Origin of the sequence: Parasedimentitalea huanghaiensis, from assembly GCF_009753675.1 — a bacterium.
GTDB classification, from domain to species: Bacteria; Pseudomonadota; Alphaproteobacteria; order Rhodobacterales; family Rhodobacteraceae; genus Parasedimentitalea; species Parasedimentitalea huanghaiensis.
The window spans coordinates 657,707-679,022 of sequence record NZ_WQLV01000001.1 but is presented as its reverse complement, the minus strand read 5'-3'; the positions used below and the strand labels follow the sequence as shown (position 1 = coordinate 679,022).

Here is a 21,316-nt window from a genome sequence, read left to right as displayed (position 1 = left end):
CACGACAGAATACCGGGAGGCTGCACTGCGAAGAGATTAAGGACCTGTCAGCGCGGCAACAACTATCTATCAGCGCAGCCCAGTCCTGTTCATTTGACAAAATTGATTATGCCGCTTCGAGATCACGGGCGTTCAATTAAGGAGCAATCCCCTACCTAGGGTAGTTCCAGCTAGAGAGGCCAGTTTGCGATTAGGCGAATACTGGTGATTTGATTTATTTAAGGAGGAATTTTAATTGGTTGCAATCTTGCGTATTGTAGGATGGTTCGGGATCGGGCTGAGCGCGTTTAGCGCGTCAATAAAACTTTTTGCAAATGACGAGGCTGCTCTGCGGTACGCGGGTCCAGGAAGGGACCTAGACCTAAATATCTCGGTCGCAGCCTTTTGCCTCATCTTTTTGGCCCTCGCGGCGATTTTGGCTGAAATTCGTGAGGGTTAGGCTCAGAACAGGTCCAGTTTGGGAGGGAAATTTTTGAAGTTCAGCATTTTGCTTGCGGTAGCTCTGTTTGCTACCGGTCCAGTTTTGTCTGCAAGTCTTCAGGTTCGGGACGCAGATACGATTGTTGTTGATGGAACACCTGTCCGGCTGCAGGGCGTTGATGCTCCAGAATTGAAAACGAGTGCGGGTAAAGATGCTCGGCGTTGGATGGTGAATTTCTTGACGGGGAAATCGATCGATTGTCAATTGAATGGCGTGCGGTCTTATGACCGATACATCGGAATCTGCTACGCCGGAGGGGAAGACATTGGTGCTGCGGTAATCTCTGCGGGTTATGCGCTTGATTGCCAGCGATACTCTGGTGGTCGGTATCGCCATCTAGAAACGCCCGCGGCCAAATCACGAATTCGACGTGCTGGGTACTGTCGTTAAGAACCAACAGTGGAGTCAGAAATAGTGTTTGAACATGGGCGATCATATTGTGAAAAATAGTTACTCGCATGGTTTGCAGGCAGAATTTGATCGCCGAGTTGACCTAAGATACGCGGCTCTCAATGCCGAATGGAATGTTCCTGATGGTCGTATTGGTGGATTGGTTCGTCAGCAACGCCTGCGTGCTACGACAGCTGCAGTTCGGGCATCACGGCTATTGCTTTTCCTGTATCTAGTGGTCGTAGTGGGTCTGTTTTTTTATTTAGGCCAACCTTTTTGGAAACTGTATGTTGATGGACGACGTGGTGCATTGGTTTTGACCACGACAAAGGCTGAAGATGCGATCAACACCATATCTTCGAAGCGTGTAGCTACTCAAAAGAGGATTGAGTTGGAGTTGGGGGCGAAATTCACGGATGGATCCTTTCAATCGGAAAATAACCAAGAACTTAATTTCTCTGGGCACGTTCAACTAGGAAACGACGTGCTTCTTTATGGAAATAGAGATTCGTTTTTGAGGGTGTCGGTCGTCAAAGAGTATTCTCAGAGGGTTGTTTTGCCTGAGGGGCTCAACGAAACTGAGGACTTTATTGAGCATATCAAATTGTCTGATGGCACCGTGCTGATTTTTGGGGATTACGGAACGGTTCTTAGATCGACAAACAACGGCATTTCCTTTTCGATCTCGACACTTCCAGAAGAACTAGACGGTGCCGGAAGTGTCTATGACATTGTCGATTTAGATGATGGCACGGTTGTAATTCTTGGAAGTAATGGCGCGGTTTTCCAGTCAATCGATAGTGGGGCTACTTTTGTAGCCTCTGCTCTGCCAGACTGGAAGACGGGCATTGAGCAACGCTTCGTCGATTATGCCAAATTGGGCGACGGTTCAATTCTGGTTTTTGGAAGTAATGGCAAAATCCTCATTTCGAGGGACAGAGGTGGCTCATTTACTCGCTCTGCATTGCATGATGATCTGCAGCCCGCTGAGATTTATCATCATTTTGCCGATCTGGGAGACGGTGTATTCTTGATTTTTGGGGACTACGGAACGGTTCTTAGATCGATGAATAACGGAACCTCCTTTTCTCGTTCATTTTTGCTGACGGACAAAGAAGGATGGGGCAGGACCCATGGAATTTCAGACTTGGGCGACGGCGTGTTGCTGGTTTTCGGCGACGAAGGGAAAGTTCTTAGATCAGAGGACTATGGGGCCTCCTTTTCGTATTCAGAGTTGCCAGAGGATACACGTATCGATGGAGTATTCTACAAACATGCCAAACTAAGTGGAGGCGTTGTGTTGATTGTAGGGGATGAACACGCGTTCCTCAGATCAGAAGACAATGGAGTTTCATTTTCGCATTCAACAATACCCAGGAGTGATGGAAGTACTTTTTCTCTAACAGGTTGGGGTAAGGGAATAATTGACAATGAAGTTTACAACGAAATTGCGGTCATGGGTGACGGAACCGTTCTTATCTTTGGGACCTCGGGTGCGATTCTCAGATCTACGGACAACGGAGTTTCATTTTCGTATCCCGCAGAGCCAGGGGGAATCGATTCCAGTTTCGCTTACGAAGAACATGCCATCTTGGGCGATAGCACAATAGTCATTTACGGAGGTGGGAACTCGACCTTTCAATCAAGCGATAGTGGGGCCTCATTTACACTCTCTGCTTTACCGGAGTATCAGGGTGGATTTGTTAAACATGTCGATCTGGGGGAGGGAGAGGCGTTTTTCTATGGCTATAACCTGTTGATGAGATTTGGGTCTCATCTATCTGATGCCGTAGCATCGCTTGGGAGTTCGGGACTAGTTAGTAATGAAAATGCTGCCGATTTTGTGATTGGATCGGAGGGCTTGCTGACCAAGGAAAGAACTCAGCTGGAAAAGCTGATTTTTTTCATGGATGAGCAGCCTAGGCATATTTTTAATGTTCTTACTCCTAGGCGTCGACAAGTAGCACGTCTTCAGGCTGAACTTGAATTTCAGAGCAACCGTTTGATGGACGCTGAGGCGAACTTAGAAGTTCTAAATCAGTTTCCACAATCATTGGTCCGCGAAGAGGAAAATCGGGACTTTGAGAAATTTCTGACAATTTGCAGAGGTGAATTAGAGCCGCGAAGCAACGCAAAGGTGTCTGAGCCCAATGGAAACCTAGAGGCTTTGACCCTTTCTTGCTTGCAAGGTTGGAATGAACTTCTGCGTTCGAACCAAGACGGGTGGTGGCAAACATTGGCACAGCAAATGCCACCCGGTATTCTTTTACTTTTTCTATTGGCAACGCTTGGTGGGCTTTACCGTTACAACATTCGCCTAGCTGGTTTCCATCACAGTCGTGCGGATGCTCTTGAACTGCTATCGGAAGGGCTTACTAAAATCGATGTAGCAGCTTTTGATCAACTTTCAACAGCTTTGGCTGCTGACAAGGTTGAGTTTTCAAAGGCGAGTAGTCCTGCGGACCAGGCTGTAGAAATGGCAAAGGCACTGGCGAACCGATAAAAAGCTGCAGACCATATCTTGCGGTTTTCGAAATTCGCATTTGTTTGCGGTTTGTTCCTTTTTTCAAATCGGGTAACAAAGATCAAAAGCGCTAGTGAGTGAAAGGAAATCAGCTTGGGGAAAATACAAGTTGATCACCGCATCGTGGTTCGTGATCAGAATGGCCATATTGTTTCAGATCAGCCGGCGGACGGTATGGCCGTCGCAAGTCCGCTTTTCGAGATTGTAGTGCTAAAGCTGTCGTCCAACCAGACAGCTACTCTACAGCACGGCGCGCGAATTATTCGCAAATCAAGTTGAAAGAGCATTTCCCGCTTTCTTCCTTCGTTCTTGCTATGTCTTGGGAAACTTTTTGATTAAGCCTTTGAATTTCAACAATCCACGTAAAATTTAGGTTCTGGCGCCGCGAGGCGTGGGGGTTCGAGTCCCTTCACCCGCACCACTTTGTTTTTTGATGGCTTTAACACCCGTTGCCACCATCAAAAGAGGCCGGACGTGAGCCTTCCGTATCTCGGAGTCCGTGACCGCTTGACCGATAGCACCGGCATCAAGCTATAGGGCGAAGGCGAGTGGAATGCCTGTGCTGTTATTCCATCGCGCAAGAGTACCAAGTCGTGGCAACCGACAAGGCAGGAGCCTTTGCCCGGAACAAAGCCGTAAACACATTACGATATCTGGGCTGTACTCTGCGGCGTAGGAGCGGTTAGCTCCGCGGGCGCCGCGTCGAGACTAAGATGCATTGTTAGAAGTTGAGGGGCAAAGCCTCATGGCCAGGGATTTTGACCGTCGGTTCGCGGAAGTCCAAATCCGCGTCGCGCCGCTCTATCGCTACATTGCCCTTGGTCAACCTGCGACAGGGATCGCAGGTTAAGTCCCGCCAAGAAAAGGAGAATTACGAGCGTCTGTGGATTTGTACAACTAAGCCACCCGTGATCTCATTTTAGCGGCGACGCGATAAAGCTTGCTTGTCTTTCAATATACCGACAGGTTTGGACCACTTCCTTTTCTCAAATAAGGATTAGAAGACCGATGACTTTGTATCAAAATCTATACCGAATTGGTTCCCAAGTTCCCTTTCTTCTTTTGGTAACAGGCGCTTCGGCCCAGACATTGCCAAATGGGACTTTCTACGAGACAAGCTGGGGGGTGATGGAGCTCAGCTGTATCAGGTCGGATCTTTGCTTTGCTTCATATGAAAATGGATCGGCATTTATGTATTTTTCCAGTCCCGGAGCGGATGGAAAATACTACGGATACTGGGCTGAAGCAGAATCTTCGGAACCTTGTACCGCTGATTTGCAATTCCCCAATATACGTACAAATGCATGGGGCAAGTTGGACTTATCATTCGATTATGACGGGAATTATTGGTCAGGGCTTTGGGGATATTGCAACGCAGAGCCAACAAAGGAATTTGCCGGTGAGCGCGGCGGTACCCTGCAAACGCGATCGACGCAGGCAGAAATCAAAGCAGCTGCCGCGGCCCATTTGCTTGGCATGCCTTACGGAGAAACCACCGCTGATGTGATGGAAAACATCGTCAGTGTGTCTTTTGGCGCTGATACACTTTGTAGTGGGCCCGACAACTGGACCGTTGAGGTATACGTCCGTGCAACAGCGGACTCTGACGGAATTATCGGAAAAATGGTTGTCGATGATGCGAGTGCAGAACCGGTCTGTACCGGTCTGCCGTTTATGCAATAGCTGATAAACTCGCACCTGCGTTCATTTGCTTTCGGTGCAGAAATGCGGTTGGGCCGTTCTGCCTCACACATCATATCGTGGTGAAAATAGCGATCCCTTGAACAAAGAGGGTGAGGGCGAACCTGCCTTATGGGATGATCACGGCACGGGTGACCAGTGATACGACAAACCCTCTGTCTATTTTGTGGGTCACTTCAGATGCTTTCACCCGAAGTGATACAGCCGGGCTGGGCAAATTCACTGCAATTGCGTGACTTGAAACTGTTATGCTGTACAAACGAAAACAAAATTGCTATGAGGCCAATTCCTGCAAATCATTGCAACTTCAAACTAGAGAGGTGGTGAAAACCACATGCAGGTTAGTGTTCGCGACAACAATGTCGATCAAGCCCTTAGAGTTCTGAAGAAAAAGCTCCAAAAGGAAGGCGTTTTCCGTGAAATGAAGCTTAAGCAACATTTCGAGAAGCCGTCCGAGAAGAATGCGCGCCAGAAAGCGGAAGCGATTCGTCGTGCCCGTAAGTTGGCTCGTAAGAAGCTAGAGCGTGAAGGTATGATGTAAATCATATTGGATTTTGACGAACTGCAAAACCCCCGCCGCCATTTGGTTGTGGGGGTTTTGTTTTGGGGGCGAATTTTGCCGCATTTTCCCCAACCAAAGTTTCACCACATAACCTGTTGTGGCTGTTAACGCCCCAAGGTCTTTTTCGGCGATTGACCAAATGCCTTTCGGTAAGCAATCGAAAACCGACCCAGATGTGTGAAACCACAATCGTAGGCGACCGAGCTTACAAGATGGTCGGGTGGCAACGACTGTAACAGAAAATGAGCATAGCCAAGTCTTTGTTTTTGCAGGTATTGCATGGGGCTACACCCATAGGACTTTTTGAAACCACATTGCAGGCTTCTTAGACTGCATCCGGCCTGATAAGCTAAATCTGACAGCGTGATCGGCTCAGCAAGGTTTTCCAGCATATATGTTTTCGCGCGGCGGAGTTGACTGGATGAAAGCGCTTTTTCATCATTCACAAAGAAGTGGCTGATCGTGCTTTTCTGGCAGCTTAGGAAACCAAAGATCAGGTTTTCTTCCAACATTGCCTGATGCCGAAAAGCACTGTCCCCAAATGCACCGCCATTTTGCGCGACTTTCACAGCGTCTTTCAGGGTGTGACACCAGGCTGATGTTGCAGGCAAAGCCATGTCTACTTTTGGGTCAAAGACAACAGGCTGCCCCAACGGCATTCCAACAAGCGCTTCGGCAGAGGTTTGTAACGCGGCTTTGTCAATTTGGAGCAGCAGTTTTTCGCAACCTTCGAACCAGGTCATCTGCGTATTTTGCATGGGGTTTAGAACGCTGGCCGTGTTGATCGATACATCTACTTCTTTTGAGCCATTTGTAACGGTTGCTTGCCCATGAATTGGCACCTGGATCAAGTAAAAGCGATCCAGTTCCCCCGGGTTAATCGAGACTTCGCTGGAGTACTTCAGATAATTTAAGGACAGCATCTGACCCGCGACATGATTGTGGCGGGTATCAAAGCAATGGTGTGAAGATGTCGGAACCAAATCGTGGTCGCAAAACTTTTGGGTCACGAACTGGCGCGCCAGATCAATGTCTTGCGTTTGAAAAAGCCGATGTGCCCGCAGGGGCTCGGCAGAAACGTCCTGTCCTGTTCGCGTCATCCTTAGCAGCATAATAAATTTCAAGCTTAAAATAAAGACTTATGCTGTGGCGGAGAAATTGTTGCGCTTTTTGGACAAAGCCTTGGGGGCCGACTTGCTAGGCTTTTGTGACGATATATCAGGACAGGGAGGAAATGATATGACGACAACAATCGGAATTACTGCGGCCTCAGACGGGATCAATGGTGCATCCTGGAATGTGGTCGGGCAGACCTACACGCCAAAGCTACTGAGCGATAACGCCTTTACCTGGCACGCGGATGTTCCTGCTGATACCTTTGTGCCACCTCATATCCATCCCACACAAGACGAGTGGATCTATCTTCTTGAGGGTAATCTGGACGTTGAGTTCGGACATGACAAAGGGGCGCCCAGCATCCATCAGGCTGGCCCCGGTGATACAGTCCGGATGCCGATGGGGGTTGCACACGGTATTTTTAACCGGTCCGGCAAATCCGCCAAATGCATCTTTGGCGTTGCGCCATCGCGCAAGTTGTACGACCTGTTTGTCGCGTTAGACGGTGTCACTGACCCCGCAGAACTGGTGCGTTTGTCTGCACTGCACGAAGTTGATTTCCTGCCGCCGCCGGAAGCTTGAGGTCATAAACATGGTAAAGCGAAAGACAGTCGCCGTCATCGGCGGCGGCGTCAGCGGCTTGGCTGCGGCCAAGGCGTTTGACGAAAAAGGTCACCGGGTTATCGGATTTGAACGCAGCCATGATTTCGGCGGTGTATGGGAGTTATCTCGATCTTACCCAGGCGTGCAGACTCAATCCCCCAAGGATCTGTATTGCTATACAGATCACCCCATGCCCGAGGACTATCCGGAGTGGCCCAAGGGGCCTCAGGTTCATGCATATCTGCATTCTTATGCCGCCAAGCATAATCTAAGCCGCCTGTTCAGATTGAACACCGATATCACGTCTATGGACCGTCGGGCAGATGGCAAGCCAGGGTGGACGTTGACTATCAACGAGGCTGGGCGCAGTCGGACGCAAGATTTCGATTTTGTTTCCATTTGCACCGGGCAGTTTTCCGAAAAGAACATTATCTCGCACCCCGGTCAGGACGCTTTTGTCGCGCAGGGGGGGGAGGTGATGCACTCTTCGGACTATACGGATCCGTCGATGATGCAGGGCAAGCACGTGGTTGTGCTTGGTGGGTCGAAATCGGCCACCGACATTGCCGTAAACGCCGCCAAAAATGGCGCTAAACAGGTCACTATGGTCTACCGAGAGAATGTCTGGCGGATTCCCTATTTTGTTGGCGGAATCAACTTTAAGCGGCTGCTTTATATGCGGGCGCAGGAACAGCAGTTCAACCAATGGGGAAAGAACCCGTTGCAGCGGGTGATTGCATTGGCGTTGAAGCCGCTGGTCTGGGCGAACTTTCGTGGGCTCGAGACCCTGCTGAAGGCGCAGTTGGGCCTAAAGAAATGGAATATGGTCCCGGACACCCCAATTGAAAAAGAGGCATCCTGTTCGCTTCCCATCGTGACACCTGGTCTGTTTGAAAGTTTTAAATCGGGCGCAGTTAAACCCATCCAGGGCACTTTTGATCACTATGATGGCGATGAAATTGTCCTGACCACGGGCGACCGGGTTAAATGTGATGTCTCTGTTCTGGCGGTGGGATGGAAACTGGGTATTCCTTATCTGGATAAGACATACCGCGACAAGCTGATCGAAGCTGATGGCCAGTACCGGACATTCCGTCTTGCGGTGAACCCGGACCTGCCCGAAATGGGTTTTGTCGGTTTCAACTCCAGTTTCTGCACAATCCTGTCTGCTGAAATGGTCGCAAACTGGCTGGTCCGGTATGCTGATGGGCAATTGGAACGCCAGCCAAGCCGTGATGACATGGAACGGAACATGCAGATGATGCTGGATTGGCGCCGCAAGGAACGCCCGGCAGCTCAGGTTTATGGCGGGCTTTGCTCAGCGCCGTTCCACTTCAAGCATTTTGACGAATTGCTTGGGGATATGGGGGCGACAAAACGCAAGCGTAACAACCCTCTGGCAGAGCAGTTCTCATACCCCAACGCGCCAGCCTACGGTGAATACCTTGCATCTACTCCACAGTATCAAGCTCAATAAGAGGAAAATTCGACATGCAAGATTGGGATGATGCTTTTGCAAATATGGCGCATGTCGAAGGATCTGACGCGCTGCCCGGCATCTGGGCAGCGCGCGCTGCGAGTTACCGCGAAAACACGCCAAACATCGATTTGGATATCGCATATGGCCCATCAGAAAGGGAGCGGTTCGACCTTGTCCATCCAGAGGCTGAAGCGCAGGGCCTGGTTGTCTTTGTGCACGGCGGTTTTTGGATGAGGCTGGACAAATCTTACTGGACCAATTTGGCTGAAGGAGTCCGTGCAAGTGGATGGGCGGTTTGCATACCAAGCTATACACTGACTCCAGATGTTCGAATATCTGAAATAACTCAGCAAATTGGTGGGGCCATTGCCGTTGCTGCGCAGAAAATAGCAGGCCCCATCCGTCTTGTCGGACATTCTGCAGGTGGGCACCTTGTGACCCGGATGATTTGTGAGGATTCACCACTTCCTGAGAGTGTAGCAAAGCGGATTGTACATACGTTGTCTCTCAGCGGATTGCATGATTTGCGGCCGCTGTTGCATACCAAGATGAATGAAACACTGTGTCTGGATGGTGCGGAGGCAACGCGCGAAAGTGCGGTTTTGCACAAGCCGCGAAACGCGCACCGCTTGACGGCTTGGGTTGGTGGTGGGGAACGACCAGAGTTTATCAGGCAGTCTAAATTGCTCGCTATGATGTGGGAGGGGCTCGATTGTGATACGAGCGTATTCGTCGAGGGTGAGCACAACCATTTTACAGTACTCGACGGTTTGCAAGATCCAACGTCCCCGTTGTGCCGGTCTCTTCTTGGCTAGTTTACCTCTTCGTGGGCCGGTGAAGTCATCTTTTCTCGCACAACAACTCTGGTGCACTTCGAATGCCTGGCTAAACAGTGTCTCTTGTATAAAAAGGCAGAATGCAGGAGGTTGCAGCGCCGACCTTAAAGGAGAATGCTCATGATAATTTACGGACTAAACACATGCTCAACTTGCAAGAAAGCCCTCAAGGCAATGGAGCAGGCGGGTAAAGATGTGGTCTTCCGTGATGTGCGGGCTGAGCCATTGAGTGAAACGGAGCTTGCGACGTTGATCGCTGAGTTTGGGGATCGGTTGGTGGATCGAACAACAAATGATTGGCGGTCGTTGAGCGATTGGCTGAAGCATTCAGAGGCGGAGGATCAATTGGCTGCTAAGCCCAAATTGATGGCGCGTCCCGTAATCCATGATGGAGACGCATACTACCTCGGTTGGGATGAGGCTGTGCAGCAGGTTTTGTTGTCGGAATAAGATGCGGGGTTTGCGTTCAAACTCCAGCGGGAGCAAACGCTAAAAAGCGACGCTGTGCGATACGGTTCGATCACTGCGTGTTATCTGATTTATTTTAAGGGGATACTGGGTTGGTCGGTTCGGGGCACGCTAAGGCGCCCCGAACCAAAGATCGGTTTAGCGGAACAGTGTCATGATCGACTGTGGCGCACCGTTTGCAATCGAGAGCGACTGCACAGCCAGCTGTTGCTGGGTTTGCAGGGCCTTCAATCGGGCCGAAGCTTCTTCCATGTTGGTGTCTGTCATCGAGCTAACACCCATTTTCATGGAGTCTGTCAGTTTACCAACAAAATCACCCTGATCTTTCAGGCGAGCTGTGTCAGCGCCCAGTGCAGCGGCACCAGTGATGGCCACGGCCAGGACAGTTTCAATTTCACCCAGTGCGGTTGTCGCATCTGTGACGTTGGTGAACGATGTCAGGTTTGAGGCCAGGTCGATGTTGGTTTCAAAGTCAACTGTAGTAACAGTGATTTCGGTCGCGGTGGGAGTGCCAGTTGCGCCAACACGGTCAAGCGAGGCCAAAACACCCAAAGATGTCGCGCCATTGCCATCAACGTCAGCCATCAGCAGGTTTGCACCGTTGAACTGAGCAGCGTTGATGATTGCTGTAACCTGTTCAGCTTTTGCGTCGATGTCGTTTTGGATCTTGGTGTGGTCGACGTTTTCAGACTGAGCGGAAACGATCAGCTCTTTGATTTCAGTCAGTTTTTCAACGATCTGCTCAGCACCAGCCGAAGCAACCGAAACAGTGGCTTCACCAACTGAAAGGCTTTCGGAGATGGCTTCGAAACCCGCGATATCGGATTCCATTGTTTTCGAAATCGCCCATACAGCGGCGTTGTCGCTGGCGGATCCAACGCGTTTACCGGTGGAAATTTCGTTCTGAGCAGTGGTCAGATTGTCGTTCACAGACTGCAGAGTCTGAAGAGCAACCATTGCGCCATTGTTTGTCAGAATGCTTGTCATAGCATGTATTCCTTTAGTCATATTGGGGGTTTTTTGACCCCATTTACAGCCGAACCGCTCTGGTTGGCCTTTGGCGTCATTCTGACAATACGATCGACCCGTGGTCGCCGTGCCCCCTTAGTACAAGGTGCAGGACTTTATCTATGCCCAGATTACGACTAAATCCTTAATGCCAGGATCTGAATTCATTCTCATAAAGGACTAAATTTAATGAAGCCGACCGTTGTGTTTGCAAGCCGTTTGAAGGGTGCAGATCTGGGATTGGATGAGGGCGATTCCTAGAGTTTGACGACCCGTTCAACCTGTTACAGGCGCACAGCTGAAGGACATCTTGATCTGTTTTGATCGGTTGTCGTGTGGTGAATATGCAATGACTACAATGGTGTATCAACTAAACCCTTTTCTTCACGGACAGGATGCTACATCTCAAAGGGATAGAGTGTTTTATTCAGTGGGCAATTGTCATGACAACATTTTGGAGAAGGTCAGCGCTTTTTGCAGTAGCGGCAGGGTTGGCTGCTCTGCCTGTTCAGGCGGAATTGAAGTACGATAATAATTCTGGCGGTTTTGTTAGTATTTATGGCCAATTCAACCCTGCGTTTCAGATGGTGGATGACGGCGTAGGCAGCACAAGCAATCTGGTTGATAACTCCCATTCAAACACGCGCGTGGGGATCTGGGTGAACCAGCCTGTGGGCAGCGGTACTTTTACCTTCAATTTCGAAACGGCACTTGGGTTGCGCGCTTCCGATGGCGTCAGCCAGACCTTCACCCCAAAAGGTGTGGATTGGAGCCGCACCAACCTGCGTAAGGTCGATTTCGCCTATGACAGCGGAACCTACGGTAAGTTTTATCTGGGCCAAGGCAGTATGGCGACTGATGGCATTGCGGATACAGATTTTTCCGGAACCAGTCTGGTCCTTTATAACGGCATCGGTGACACAGCCGGTAGTTTTACGTTCCGTACCTCTGCCGGTACAGCGTCTTCGGTATCTATCAGTTCAGTCACCTCCAGCTTTGATGGCGGACGACGGGGCAGGGTGCGGTATGACTCACCTGATTTCAGTGGTTTCTCAGTTTCGCTTGCGGCAGGGGAGGAGATCCTTGCCAGCTACAGTAACGACAAATTCTATGACGTTGCCCTGCGGTACGCCAATGAGTTCAGCGGTGGTAAGTTCACCGGCGGGGTTGGATTTTCACGCCGAGATAGAAATGGGGTGGACCGTGATGACACCTTTGGATCTTTCAGCGTGTTACTTGATAGTGGGTTCAATGTTTCGATGGCCGTTGGCAGCCGCGACACCGGTGAAGACTATGTCTATGGCAAACTTGGCTACAAAGGGGATTGGTTCGCCATTGGGCAGACAGCCCTGGGCGTCGATCTCTATGATGGTTCAAACTTCAACACCAGTGGATCGTCGACCCGCGTCTTTGGTATAGGTGCCGTACAAAATATCGACAGCGTGAATATGGAAGCCTACCTAGGTCTGCGCAGTTATGAGTTCTCTGAGGTCACAACATCTTATCGAGACATTGAATCAGTGTTGTTTGGGGCACGCTGGAAGTTCTGAAACCCCTACATTGCAAATTTGGAATACGCTCCCATGAATTGGGGGCGTTTCTCTTTTCTGCCGCAAAAGCAAGTTCAGTCCAGTGAAGATAAACCTTGTGATTCTAAATGAGATGGTTGATAGCATAATGAAATTCTCACAGTAGTTGAGTTGTGTGATCTGGTTCACATAAGGTGTTGTAGTAAAAGAATAAAACATCACAGATCTGTGAATTTTTTGCTATTTTTGACAGCCTGTTTTCCCGTCCTGAACTTCAAGTCTCGGATCTGAAAAAAACGCGTGATAGCCGCTATTCCTAAGTCGGATCCCTTATGGATGGAACGAGGGGTGCCGACCTTTATGAGGAACTAGGAGCACTCACTCATGAGCATTAAGTTTGCAGCAAGCGCCAGCGCAATCGCACTGACTGCCGCCATCGCATCACCCGCCTTTGCGGGTCCCACCTATGAAAATGACACCGGCGGTAGCTTTACTTGGTATGGCCAGTTTGATCCGTCCTTCCAATCTTACGACGATGGTACAGAGACCTATAACCGCCTGGTCGATAACTCGGGATCCAATTCCCGCATCGGTTTTCGGCTGAAACAGGCCTATGGTGAAAACACCCTCCAGTTCAAATTTGAAACTGCTTTCGGTCTTCGCAGTTCCAGTGGTGTCAGCCAGACCTCCACAGGTGATACACTGAGCTGGGACCGCACCAATATCCGCCACGTTGACCTGCAGTTTGATACCGCTCGTTTTGGCCGCTTCTCTGCTGGTCAGGGCTCGATGGCGTCTGATGGTATCGCAGGCAGTGACCGGTCCGGAACCGGTGTTGTAGCCGGTGTTGCGGTTGCTGATCCCGCTGGCGGCTATGCCTTCCGGACATCAACTGGGACACTCAGCTCGATTGATGTTGGGGATGTGTTTTCTGACTACGACGGTGGTCGTTTGGGTCGTGTTCGCTATGACTCCATCAACCTGAATGGTTTCACTGTGTCTGCATCTTACGGTACTGACATTCTGAAAACTAACAACGACCGTGAAACATATGATGTTGCGGTTCGCTATGGTAACGCCAATTTGGGCGACTTTGCCTTCGAAGCTGCCTTGGGTGCAGCATGGACTGAAGAGACTGGCAAGGCAGACACGCGCGACATCGTTGGGTCGGCGGCGATCGAACACAAGCCAACAGGCGTGTCCCTGGCTGTCGCTGCAGGTGAACGCGACATTGCGGGTAGCTATGGCTATGCCAAACTGGGGTATACTACTAACTGGACATCCCTGGGCTCGACCTCCTTCTCGGTTGATTACTACGACGGCTCGGATATGGCCTCGACCGGTGACTCCGCCACTTCTTGGGGCATTGCTGCAGTTCAGAAAATCGACAACTACAATGTCGAGGCATACTTGGCCTACCGCGACTACTCCTACGAAGACACTACTTCGACTAGCTATAATGACAGTAGTGTGATCATGGCCGGTGCCCGCTGGAAGTTCTAAAGCTTTCTATCAAAGCACCAGATTCAAGAAAACACGTCCCTTGGGGCGTGTTTTTTCCTTTTCTGCGGCCAAATAAGGAGCTTTCCCGCCCATCTGTCGTCATCAGGTGGCAATGCCTCTTGCGCCACGCGCTTAGTAGAAATAAAAGGCGTCAAATTTATCTGGGGGGATGCCTATGTGCATGCCCCGAATCTCTATGGGGAATATCATGCAGGTCACCGAGACGCTGAACGAAGGTCTGAAACGCGGCTATGCGATTACCGTTGCTGCGGCCGAACTGGACGCCAAGGTAAACGAAAAGCTGGTTGAAGCTCAGCCGGAAATCGAAATGAAAGGTTTCCGCAAGGGCAAGGTGCCTATGGCATTGCTGAAAAAGCAGTATGGCGAACGTCTTATGGGCGAAGCGATGCAGGAAACTATCGATGGCGCCATGAACAAGCATTTTGAGGACAGCGGTGACCGTCCTGCAATGCAGCCGGACGTCAAAATGACCAACGAAGACTGGAAGCCAGGCGACGATGTCAGCGTTGACATGTCCTACGAAGCGCTGCCAGAAATTCCCGAAGTCGATCTGAAATCCGTGTCGTTGGAAAAGCTGGTTGTCAAAGCCGGTGAAGCTGACGTTGATGAAGCTTTGGCCAACCTGGCCGAAACTGCTCAGGATTTCGCAGCGCGCGACGAAGGTGTTGCTGCTGAAGACGGCGACCAGGTTGTCATCGACTTCCTGGGCAAAGTTGACGACGTTGCCTTTGATGGCGGCGCTGGCGAAGACTACCCGCTGGTTCTGGGCTCAAACTCCTTCATTCCTGGCTTCGAAGAGCAGCTGGTTGGCCTGAAGGCCGGTGAAGAAAAAGACGTTAAAGTCACTTTCCCAACTGAGTACGGCGCCGAGAACCTGGCTGGCAAAGACGCTGTTTTTGCTTGCACAGTCAAAGAAGTCAAAGCTCCGGTTGCGGCTGAGCTGAATGACGAGCTGGCCAAGAAGTTTGGCGCTGAAGATCTGGACGGTCTGAAGGGTCAGATTTCCGAGCGTCTAGAAGCGGAATACGCTGGTGCATCGCGCGCAGTGATGAAACGCGCTACTTTGGATGCGCTGGATGCGCTGGTCTCGTTTGACCTGCCACCGTCGCTGGTCGAAGCTGAAGCCGGTCAAATCGCGCACCAGCTGTGGCACGAAGACAACCCAGAAGTAACCGGTCACGATCACCCAGAGATCGAAACCACAGAAGAGCACACCACTCTTGCTACACGTCGCGTACGTCTGGGCCTGCTGTTGGCTGAACTGGGTCAAAAAGCCGAAGTTGAAGTGACCGACGCTGAAATGACCCAGGCCATCATGGGCCAGGCACGTCAGTATCCGGGCCAAGAGCGTGAGTTCTTTGAATTCATCCAGAAGAACGCTCAGATGCAACAGCAGCTGCGCGCGCCAATCTTTGAAGACAAAGTCATCGACTATGTGTTTGAACTGGCCGAAGTTGCAGAAAAAGAAGTCTCCAAAGACGATCTGCAGAAAGCTGTTGAAGCGCTCGAAGAAGAGTAAGTCTTACTTTGATAGTTTCGAAAAGGCCGCTCATTTGAGCGGCCTTTTTGTTTGGACAGCGCATCGGATGAGCGAGGCCCTGTTTCCTACCAAGACGTTGGAAACAACGCATAACGTGGTGTTCGTGGTAACACGCAAAAAGGCCGCCCAAGAAGGACGGCCTTTTGTAGATGGCACCTGAGTGCCGTGGAGGTCAGTCTTAGCGGAACAGCTGCATAACTGCCGAAGGTGCATTGTTGGCGATCGACAGCGTCTGTACGGCCAGCTGCTGCTGCGTCTGCAGCGCTTTCAGGCGGGCTGATGCTTCTTCCATGTTGGTGTCTGTCAGCGCACTGATACCCTGCTTCATGGCGTTCGACAGCTTGTTCACAAAGCCGCCCTGGTCCTTGAGGCGAGAGGAGTCAGCACCCAGAGCCGCAGCGCCATCGATGGCGGTGGTCAGGAAGGCTTCGATTTCACCCAGAGCAGTCGCAGCACTGGCAGCGTCGGACACTGTCGTCAAGTTGGACGCAAGGTCGATGTCAGTTTCGAAGTCCACAGTATCGATAGAGATCTCTGTGGCTGCAGGGGTACCTGTTGCGCCTACACGGTCCAGAGAGGCCAGAACACCGACTGAGGTGGCGCCGTTGCCGTCAACATCTGCTGCCAGCAGGTTAGCACCGTTAAACTGAGCGGCAGAAATGATCGAAGCAACCTGTTCAGTTTTCTTGGTGATGTCGTTCTGAATTTTGTCGTGATCGACGTTCTCGGACTGCGCAGAGACCAGCAGTTCTTTGATTTCTGTCAGCTTTTCAACAACCTGCTCAGCACCGGCAGAGGCAACAGCAACAGTTGCTTCACCCAGGGCCAGGCTGTCAGAGATGGCTTCAAAACCTGAGATGTCGGATTCCATGGTCTTGGAAATGGCCCAAACGGCGGCGTTGTCACTGGCGGATCCAACGCGCTTACCGGTCGAAATCTGTGTCTGTGTTTCAGTCAGGTTGTTGGTAACAGTCTGCAATGTCTGAAGAGCAACCATTGCGCCATTGTTTGTCAGAAGGCTTGTCATAATAATAATCCCTAATTACGTGAGTTCCCTCACGTTTGTTTCGCCTTTATCGGCTGTAAAAGGGCCATTCTGACACTGTGAATAGTCGTTCGATTATTAACTCAACTTATCCACGCCACCCCACCCAGAGTGCACCTTCATATTTGGTTGGTAAGTGTTAACAGAACCCTAATTATGAATTGTTTGCTAATTAAAGAACTATGAAAAATTGATTATTCCTTACCTGTTCCTTACGGAAATTGATAAAGTACGGGCGAAATATGGCAGGGGAGTATTTGCGAAATCTTGCATTTCTTTTTATTTTCAATGTGTTGTCGACATGTTGCTTTTCGTATTTTGGGCGAATTTGAGGCTGCATTGAGGCGCCAAAAACAACGATCTCTACAATCACATCTTAAAAAAATGTAAGTTTAGGGCGTGACCTGCAGTTTGAACGGTCCGAATTGGTCGGTTTGAGTAGGGTAACCGCAAGACTCATTAATACGATGTAACGGGCTTCGGCCTGAGGAGCCTTTGGGGGGTAAGGATTTCCTAGGACTTTATTGGAGCTTTTTTCTCAGCTATAGCTCGTGGCGGTTTCAAAATGCGGGTGCATTAACATCTCGGCCCTGAAAACGCAAAAAGGCCGCCCAATTAGGGCGACCTTTTCTAGATGGCACATTTGTGCCTCGGGTGGTGTTCTTAGCGGAACAGCTGCATCACTGCCGAAGGTGCGTTGTTGGCGATCGACAGGGTCTGTACGGCCAGTTGCTGCTGTGTCTGCAGCGCTTTTAGTCGGGCAGAGGCTTCTTCCATGTTGGTGTCTGTCAGCGCACTGATACCCTGCTTCATGGCGTTGGTCAGCTTGTTCACAAAGCCGCCCTGGTCCTTGAGGCGGGAGGAGTCAGCACCCAGAGCCGCAGCGCCATCGATGGCGGTGGTCAGGAAGGCTTCGATTTCACCCAGAGCAGTCGCAGCACTGGTGGCATCGGCAACTGTTGTCATGCCCGAAAGGTCAACATTGGCTTCAAAATCAACGGTATCAACAGCGATTTCAGTTGCCGAAGGGGTACCAGTTGCACCAACCCGGTCTAACGAGGCCAGAACACCCAATGAGGTCGCACCGTTGCCATCTACATCAGTGGCCAACAGGTTGGCACCGTTAAACTGAGCGGCAGAAATGATCGAGGCAACCTGCTCGGTTTTCTTGGTGATGTCGTTCTGAATTTTGTCGTGATCGACGTTCTCAGACTGCGCAGAGACCAGCAGTTCTTTGATTTCAGTCAGCTTTTCAACAACTTGCTCAGCACCGGCAGAAGCAACAGCAACAGTTGCTTCACCCAAGGCCAGGCTGTCCGAGATCGATTCAAAACCCGCGATGTCGGATTCCATTGTCTTGGAAATGGCCCAAACGGCAGCGTTATCACTGGCGGATCCAACGCGTTTACCGGTCGAAATCTGTGTCTGTGTTTCAGTCAGGTTGTTGGTAACAGTCTGCAATGTCTGAAGAGCAACCATTGCGCCATTGTTTGTCAGAAGGCTTGTCATAATAATAATCCCTAATTACGTGAGTTCCCTCACGTTTGTTTCGCCTTTATCGGCTGTAAAAGGGCCATTCTGACACTGCGAATAGTCGTTCGATTATTAACTCAACTTATTCACGCCACCCCACCCAGAGTGCACCTTCATATTTGGTTTTCAAGTGTTAACAGAACCTTAATTGTGAACGAGGTGCTAATTAAAGAATTATGAAAAATTGATAATTCCTTACTCTATCTGCTTTATTTTTAGTGGTGTTGTCTCGAATTGTGGCGTTGGAAACTGCAAACGTTTCAGGTTTGTCGGCTAATTCCAAAGTGTTGCGTGAAATAATGATTTTCCGTTTCATGGCTCATTTGTGTCTAAAATTGGGCATCTGATTTATGAATTTTTGGAAATAGACATTGAAGAAATGTGACCACGAAGGCGAATTAGGGGTTGGGGATCCCTTTAAAGGCAGTCCTGAGTAAGGAATCAGTCACTTTGCTAAACAAATTCCACTACTTTTTCAGTTGGCTTGGTCTTGGGCCTTAAGGGTTGGTTGTGAATTACAGGGCAGCCGTGCAGTGGATCCAAAGCAAGGCGTTGTTTTGTCGCCTCACCAGGCTAAGGGAAGGGAACTGTTTCGTTCCCCTCAGCCCACTGTGGGTATTTGCTCATGATTGACGCAAACCGATCTGAGATCAGGAAGCGTTCCAGCCACGCTTGTAATTTCGGCCAAGGTTGGGCATCGAACCAATCTTTGTCGATAAAGGCAAACTGCCGAACAAAAGGTAGAATCGCGTAATCTGCCAAACTTGGCTTAGTAAAAACCCATTGTTCAATCTGTTGATCCAGTTCCGCCAGAAATGCACCAGCCAGTGCACGCTGTTCAGAAGAATCCATTTCGGGATACCGGCTGGCGTATTTGGTGTGGTCCAGTGCGTCTTTGAATGGCCCGTCTGCGCGGCTGATCCACTCCCATCCGGCATCCGGCATATTAAGCCAGCCTTCGGGGTCGGATCGGCGCAGGGCCCATGTCATGATGTCCAGGCTCTCGTCGATGGCACCATCTTTGGTGACCAGACAGGGCACAGTCGCACTGGGCGAGGCCTCAAGGAACGCGGCTGGTTTTTCCCGCAGGACCACTTCGCGCAGTTCAACCTGCTGACCGGACGCGGCCAGCGCCAGTCGTGCCCGCATCGCATAGGGACAACGGCGGAAGGAATAGAGAGTGGGGGTCATGTGTCGCGCCTTTTCGCAAAGTCACGCGACAATAGAACCCAACATCTTGCTCGACAAGACTAAGTGGCGCTGATCATCTCGGCCGGGGCAGAGTAGGGAGATTTTCGTGTTATCGCCTCTACCATATAGTGGCCAACATCGGCGCGGTTGATTTTCGAAGACAGCCGATAACGCTCAACAATCCGTGCGTCTCCGGTTGCTTCACCATCGACCAAGGTAACGGGTCGCAAGGCAAGACTGTCCAGACCGCTATCTTTATATACCTGCTCCATCTTGGCCAAATCATGATAGGCAACAGATACATTGCTCGACTTGACCAAAAACCGCATCACCGGGTTGATCTGTGACCAGCTTTCCGCAACCCCGGCGGCGCTGATGGACACCACTCGTTCGACGCCATGACGCTTCATCGCCGCGACGATGTTCTTGGCACTTTGTTCCGCCAGATCAACAGGGGAAACCACAGGGGACCAGGGGTTGGATGCGGATTTCCGTTTGATACCTAGACAAGACAGCACCGCGCCTTGGCCTTGCACCGCGCGGTCCACTGTTTGTGCGTCCACGACATCTCCGTGCATGATCTCTACTCCATCGGGAAAGTCCGCTTTGGATCCGGGGCGGATCAGCACGCGTACATTATAGCCCTGTGCAATGGCAGATTTGACAGCCCATTGGCCGCAGTTTCCAGAGGCTCCGAAAATAACCAGGTTTTGCTTAGTCATTGATGTGATCCTTGGTTTGTTTTCATTGGGCGCAAAGCCGCGCCCGTTTCATAACCCAGATAGTTCCGATGTGTGCGCATAGGAATTGCCAAGGTTTGCACTTCTGGCATACAAAAATGCATGGAATGGAAATCTGTCTCTTTCGACTGGAATCAAATCCGCGCCTTCTTGGCCACCGTGGACGAGGGTTCGTTCTCGGCTGCGGCGCGTGTACTTGGGCTGACCCAGCCCACTTTGGGCCGTCAGATCGCCGCGCTAGAGGCGGATCTGGGCGTCACCTTGTTCGAACGTAACGGCCGCAGGATGGACTTGACCAAATCCGGCCTTGAACTGGTCGAACAAGCCCGTGCCATGCTGCAGGCGGCAGGGCAAATCTCGCTGACCGCCTCAGGGCAGTCGCAATCCGTCGAGGGCGAGGTTTCCATCACAGCAACCGAGGCCATGATGGCCTACATGTTGCCGCCCTTTGTTGCGAGTATTAGGCAGCAGGCGCCGGGGATCGAAATCAGACTGGTGGCCTCTGACAAGGTGAGCGACCTGACTGCACGAGAGGCGGACATTGCAATTCGACACGTGCAGCCGGAACAGCCTGACCTGACCGCCAAGAAACTGGGCCAAACACAGGCGCGGCTCTATGGGGCCTATCGTTATCTTGATCAGATCGGCCGCCCTGATACCAATCAGGATTTAGCTGGCGTGGATTTCATCGGGCAAGACCACTACCTGCGCTCATTGCGTGTGCTGTCCGGGCGCGGTTTGAAGCTCGACCGAGCGAATTACAAAATGATCAGCTCCAGCAGTGTCACCCTGTGGGAAATGGTCAAGGCTGGTTTGGGCTTGGCTGTGATGACGGACGATGTGGCCCAGCGCACGCCGGGGGTAGAAGCAGCCTTTCCCGACATGGAACCCTTTGATGTGCCAGTTTGGTTGGTTACCCACCGCGAGCTGCACAGCAGTCGCCGTATTCGTATGGTGTTTGACTTGCTGGCCGAGCATTTTGCCAAAGACACAAGTTATAAATGAGAGCCTACGCAGTTGCGCAATACTTGTATGTTGTTAGCGA

The 21,316-nt window shown here is 50.9% G+C and carries 18 protein-coding genes and 1 pseudogene; 13 read left to right on the top strand and 6 right to left on the bottom strand.

What is annotated here, in order from left to right; all coding sequences use genetic code 11:
• Nucleotides 1-457 precede the first annotated feature (457 nt).
• The 5 genes and pseudogenes from GO984_RS23895 (at nt 458) to rpsU (ending at nt 5,637) form a co-directional block, all read left to right on the top strand.
• Nucleotides 458-871, top strand: coding sequence for a thermonuclease family protein (locus GO984_RS23895; RefSeq protein ID WP_342448056.1), 414 nt, complete (start codon nt 458-460; stop codon nt 869-871).
• A 34-nt stretch (nt 872-905) separates the two neighbouring features.
• Entirely contained in the window at nt 906-3,374 is a 2,469-nt protein-coding gene (locus GO984_RS03105) for a beta propeller repeat protein (protein WP_157021067.1), read from the top strand.
• A 576-nt stretch (nt 3,375-3,950) separates the two neighbouring features.
• Nucleotides 3,951-4,245: pseudogene (locus GO984_RS23580) on the top strand (IS5/IS1182 family transposase); the annotation flags it as partial.
• A 341-nt stretch (nt 4,246-4,586) separates the two neighbouring features.
• A complete protein-coding gene (locus GO984_RS03100; protein WP_157021066.1) occupies nt 4,587-5,078 on the top strand; it encodes a hypothetical protein in 492 nt (163 codons plus the stop codon).
• A 352-nt stretch (nt 5,079-5,430) separates the two neighbouring features.
• Nucleotides 5,431-5,637 (top strand): 30S ribosomal protein S21, encoded by a 207-nt coding sequence (gene rpsU, locus GO984_RS03095; protein WP_127750344.1) that lies wholly within the window; start codon nt 5,431-5,433, stop codon nt 5,635-5,637.
• A 125-nt stretch (nt 5,638-5,762) separates the two neighbouring features.
• Here rpsU and GO984_RS03090 read toward each other — a convergent pair whose 3' ends face one another.
• A complete protein-coding gene (locus GO984_RS03090) occupies nt 5,763-6,758 on the bottom strand; it encodes an AraC-like ligand-binding domain-containing protein (RefSeq protein ID WP_157021065.1) in 996 nt (331 codons plus the stop codon).
• 139 nt (nt 6,759-6,897) lie between these two features.
• Here GO984_RS03090 and GO984_RS03085 point away from each other — a divergent pair, with 139 nt between their 5' ends.
• The 4 genes from GO984_RS03085 (at nt 6,898) to GO984_RS03070 (ending at nt 10,143) form a co-directional block, all read left to right on the top strand.
• On the top strand, nt 6,898-7,356 hold the full coding sequence (locus GO984_RS03085) for a cupin domain-containing protein (RefSeq protein ID WP_157021064.1): 459 nt from the start codon (nt 6,898-6,900) through the stop codon (nt 7,354-7,356).
• A 10-nt stretch (nt 7,357-7,366) separates the two neighbouring features.
• A complete protein-coding gene (locus tag GO984_RS03080) occupies nt 7,367-8,854 on the top strand; it encodes a flavin-containing monooxygenase (protein WP_157021063.1) in 1,488 nt (495 codons plus the stop codon).
• Between the two features lie 14 nt (nt 8,855-8,868).
• Nucleotides 8,869-9,672, top strand: a complete 804-nt coding sequence (locus GO984_RS03075) for an alpha/beta hydrolase (protein ID WP_157021062.1) — start codon at nt 8,869-8,871, stop codon at nt 9,670-9,672.
• Nucleotides 9,673-9,813: 141 nt separating this feature from the next.
• Nucleotides 9,814-10,143 carry an arsenate reductase family protein gene (locus GO984_RS03070; RefSeq protein ID WP_157021061.1) on the top strand — a complete coding sequence of 110 codons (330 nt, stop codon included), beginning with the start codon at nt 9,814-9,816 and terminating at the stop codon, nt 10,141-10,143.
• 156 nt (nt 10,144-10,299) lie between these two features.
• Here the strand turns inward: GO984_RS03070 and GO984_RS03065 are convergent, their stop codons facing one another.
• Nucleotides 10,300-11,148: a flagellin N-terminal helical domain-containing protein gene (locus GO984_RS03065; RefSeq protein WP_138165184.1), complete on the bottom strand. Its 849-nt coding sequence runs from the start codon at nt 11,146-11,148 to the stop codon at nt 10,300-10,302.
• A gap of 464 nt (nt 11,149-11,612) precedes the next feature.
• Between GO984_RS03065 and GO984_RS03060 the strand changes: the two genes are divergently transcribed.
• From GO984_RS03060 to tig, 3 genes are all read left to right on the top strand, one after another.
• Nucleotides 11,613-12,719 (top strand): porin, encoded by a 1,107-nt coding sequence (locus GO984_RS03060; RefSeq protein WP_157021060.1) that lies wholly within the window; start codon nt 11,613-11,615, stop codon nt 12,717-12,719.
• 363 nt (nt 12,720-13,082) lie between these two features.
• A complete protein-coding gene (locus GO984_RS03055; RefSeq protein WP_157021059.1) occupies nt 13,083-14,201 on the top strand; it encodes a porin in 1,119 nt (372 codons plus the stop codon).
• Between the two features lie 208 nt (nt 14,202-14,409).
• On the top strand, nt 14,410-15,741 hold the full coding sequence (gene tig / locus GO984_RS03050) for a trigger factor (RefSeq protein ID WP_157021226.1): 1,332 nt from the start codon (nt 14,410-14,412) through the stop codon (nt 15,739-15,741).
• A 199-nt stretch (nt 15,742-15,940) separates the two neighbouring features.
• On the opposite strand, the gene GO984_RS03045 is transcribed toward tig, so the two are convergent.
• The 4 genes from GO984_RS03045 to GO984_RS03030 all read right to left on the bottom strand — a co-directional run bounded on the left by GO984_RS03045 (nt 15,941) and on the right by GO984_RS03030 (nt 20,253).
• Nucleotides 15,941-16,789 carry a flagellin N-terminal helical domain-containing protein gene (locus GO984_RS03045; RefSeq protein ID WP_157021058.1) on the bottom strand — a complete coding sequence of 283 codons (849 nt, stop codon included), beginning with the start codon at nt 16,787-16,789 and terminating at the stop codon, nt 15,941-15,943.
• A 681-nt stretch (nt 16,790-17,470) separates the two neighbouring features.
• Nucleotides 17,471-18,316: a flagellin N-terminal helical domain-containing protein gene (locus tag GO984_RS03040; protein ID WP_157021057.1), complete on the bottom strand. Its 846-nt coding sequence runs from the start codon at nt 18,314-18,316 to the stop codon at nt 17,471-17,473.
• Nucleotides 18,317-18,913: 597 nt separating this feature from the next.
• Nucleotides 18,914-19,531: a glutathione S-transferase gene (locus GO984_RS03035; RefSeq protein WP_157021056.1), complete on the bottom strand. Its 618-nt coding sequence runs from the start codon at nt 19,529-19,531 to the stop codon at nt 18,914-18,916.
• 59 nt (nt 19,532-19,590) lie between these two features.
• Nucleotides 19,591-20,253 (bottom strand): NAD(P)-dependent oxidoreductase, encoded by a 663-nt coding sequence (locus GO984_RS03030; protein ID WP_157021055.1) that lies wholly within the window; start codon nt 20,251-20,253, stop codon nt 19,591-19,593.
• Between the two features lie 120 nt (nt 20,254-20,373).
• Between GO984_RS03030 and GO984_RS03025 the strand changes: the two genes are divergently transcribed.
• Nucleotides 20,374-21,276, top strand: a complete 903-nt coding sequence (locus GO984_RS03025) for a LysR family transcriptional regulator (RefSeq protein ID WP_157021054.1) — start codon at nt 20,374-20,376, stop codon at nt 21,274-21,276.
• Nucleotides 21,277-21,316: the final 40 nt, after the last annotated feature.

Bases quoted from the DNA above. Each gene is read 5' to 3' on its own strand.
- GO984_RS03070 (WP_157021061.1), top strand. From the start codon at position 9,814: ATGATAATTTACGGACTAAACACATGCTCAACTTGCAAGAAAGCCCTC.
- GO984_RS03100 (WP_157021066.1), top strand. From the start codon at position 4,587: ATGTATTTTTCCAGTCCCGGAGCGGATGGAAAATACTACGGATACTGG.
- GO984_RS03045 (WP_157021058.1), bottom strand. From the start codon at position 16,789: ATGACAAGCCTTCTGACAAACAATGGCGCAATGGTTGCTCTTCAGACA.
- GO984_RS03025 (WP_157021054.1), top strand. From the start codon at position 20,374: ATGGAATGGAAATCTGTCTCTTTCGACTGGAATCAAATCCGCGCCTTC.
- GO984_RS03055 (WP_157021059.1), top strand. From the start codon at position 13,083: ATGAGCATTAAGTTTGCAGCAAGCGCCAGCGCAATCGCACTGACTGCC.
- GO984_RS03080 (WP_157021063.1), top strand. From the start codon at position 7,367: ATGGTAAAGCGAAAGACAGTCGCCGTCATCGGCGGCGGCGTCAGCGGC.
- tig (WP_157021226.1), top strand. From the start codon at position 14,410: ATGCAGGTCACCGAGACGCTGAACGAAGGTCTGAAACGCGGCTATGCG.
- GO984_RS03075 (WP_157021062.1), top strand. From the start codon at position 8,869: ATGCAAGATTGGGATGATGCTTTTGCAAATATGGCGCATGTCGAAGGA.
- GO984_RS03065 (WP_138165184.1), bottom strand. From the start codon at position 11,148: ATGACAAGCATTCTGACAAACAATGGCGCAATGGTTGCTCTTCAGACT.
- GO984_RS03035 (WP_157021056.1), bottom strand. From the start codon at position 19,531: ATGACCCCCACTCTCTATTCCTTCCGCCGTTGTCCCTATGCGATGCGG.
- GO984_RS03040 (WP_157021057.1), bottom strand. From the start codon at position 18,316: ATGACAAGCCTTCTGACAAACAATGGCGCAATGGTTGCTCTTCAGACA.
- GO984_RS03060 (WP_157021060.1), top strand. From the start codon at position 11,613: ATGACAACATTTTGGAGAAGGTCAGCGCTTTTTGCAGTAGCGGCAGGG.
- GO984_RS03090 (WP_157021065.1), bottom strand. From the start codon at position 6,758: ATGACGCGAACAGGACAGGACGTTTCTGCCGAGCCCCTGCGGGCACAT.
- GO984_RS03085 (WP_157021064.1), top strand. From the start codon at position 6,898: ATGACGACAACAATCGGAATTACTGCGGCCTCAGACGGGATCAATGGT.
- GO984_RS03030 (WP_157021055.1), bottom strand. From the start codon at position 20,253: ATGACTAAGCAAAACCTGGTTATTTTCGGAGCCTCTGGAAACTGCGGC.
- GO984_RS03105 (WP_157021067.1), top strand. From the start codon at position 906: ATGGGCGATCATATTGTGAAAAATAGTTACTCGCATGGTTTGCAGGCA.
- rpsU (WP_127750344.1), top strand. From the start codon at position 5,431: ATGCAGGTTAGTGTTCGCGACAACAATGTCGATCAAGCCCTTAGAGTT.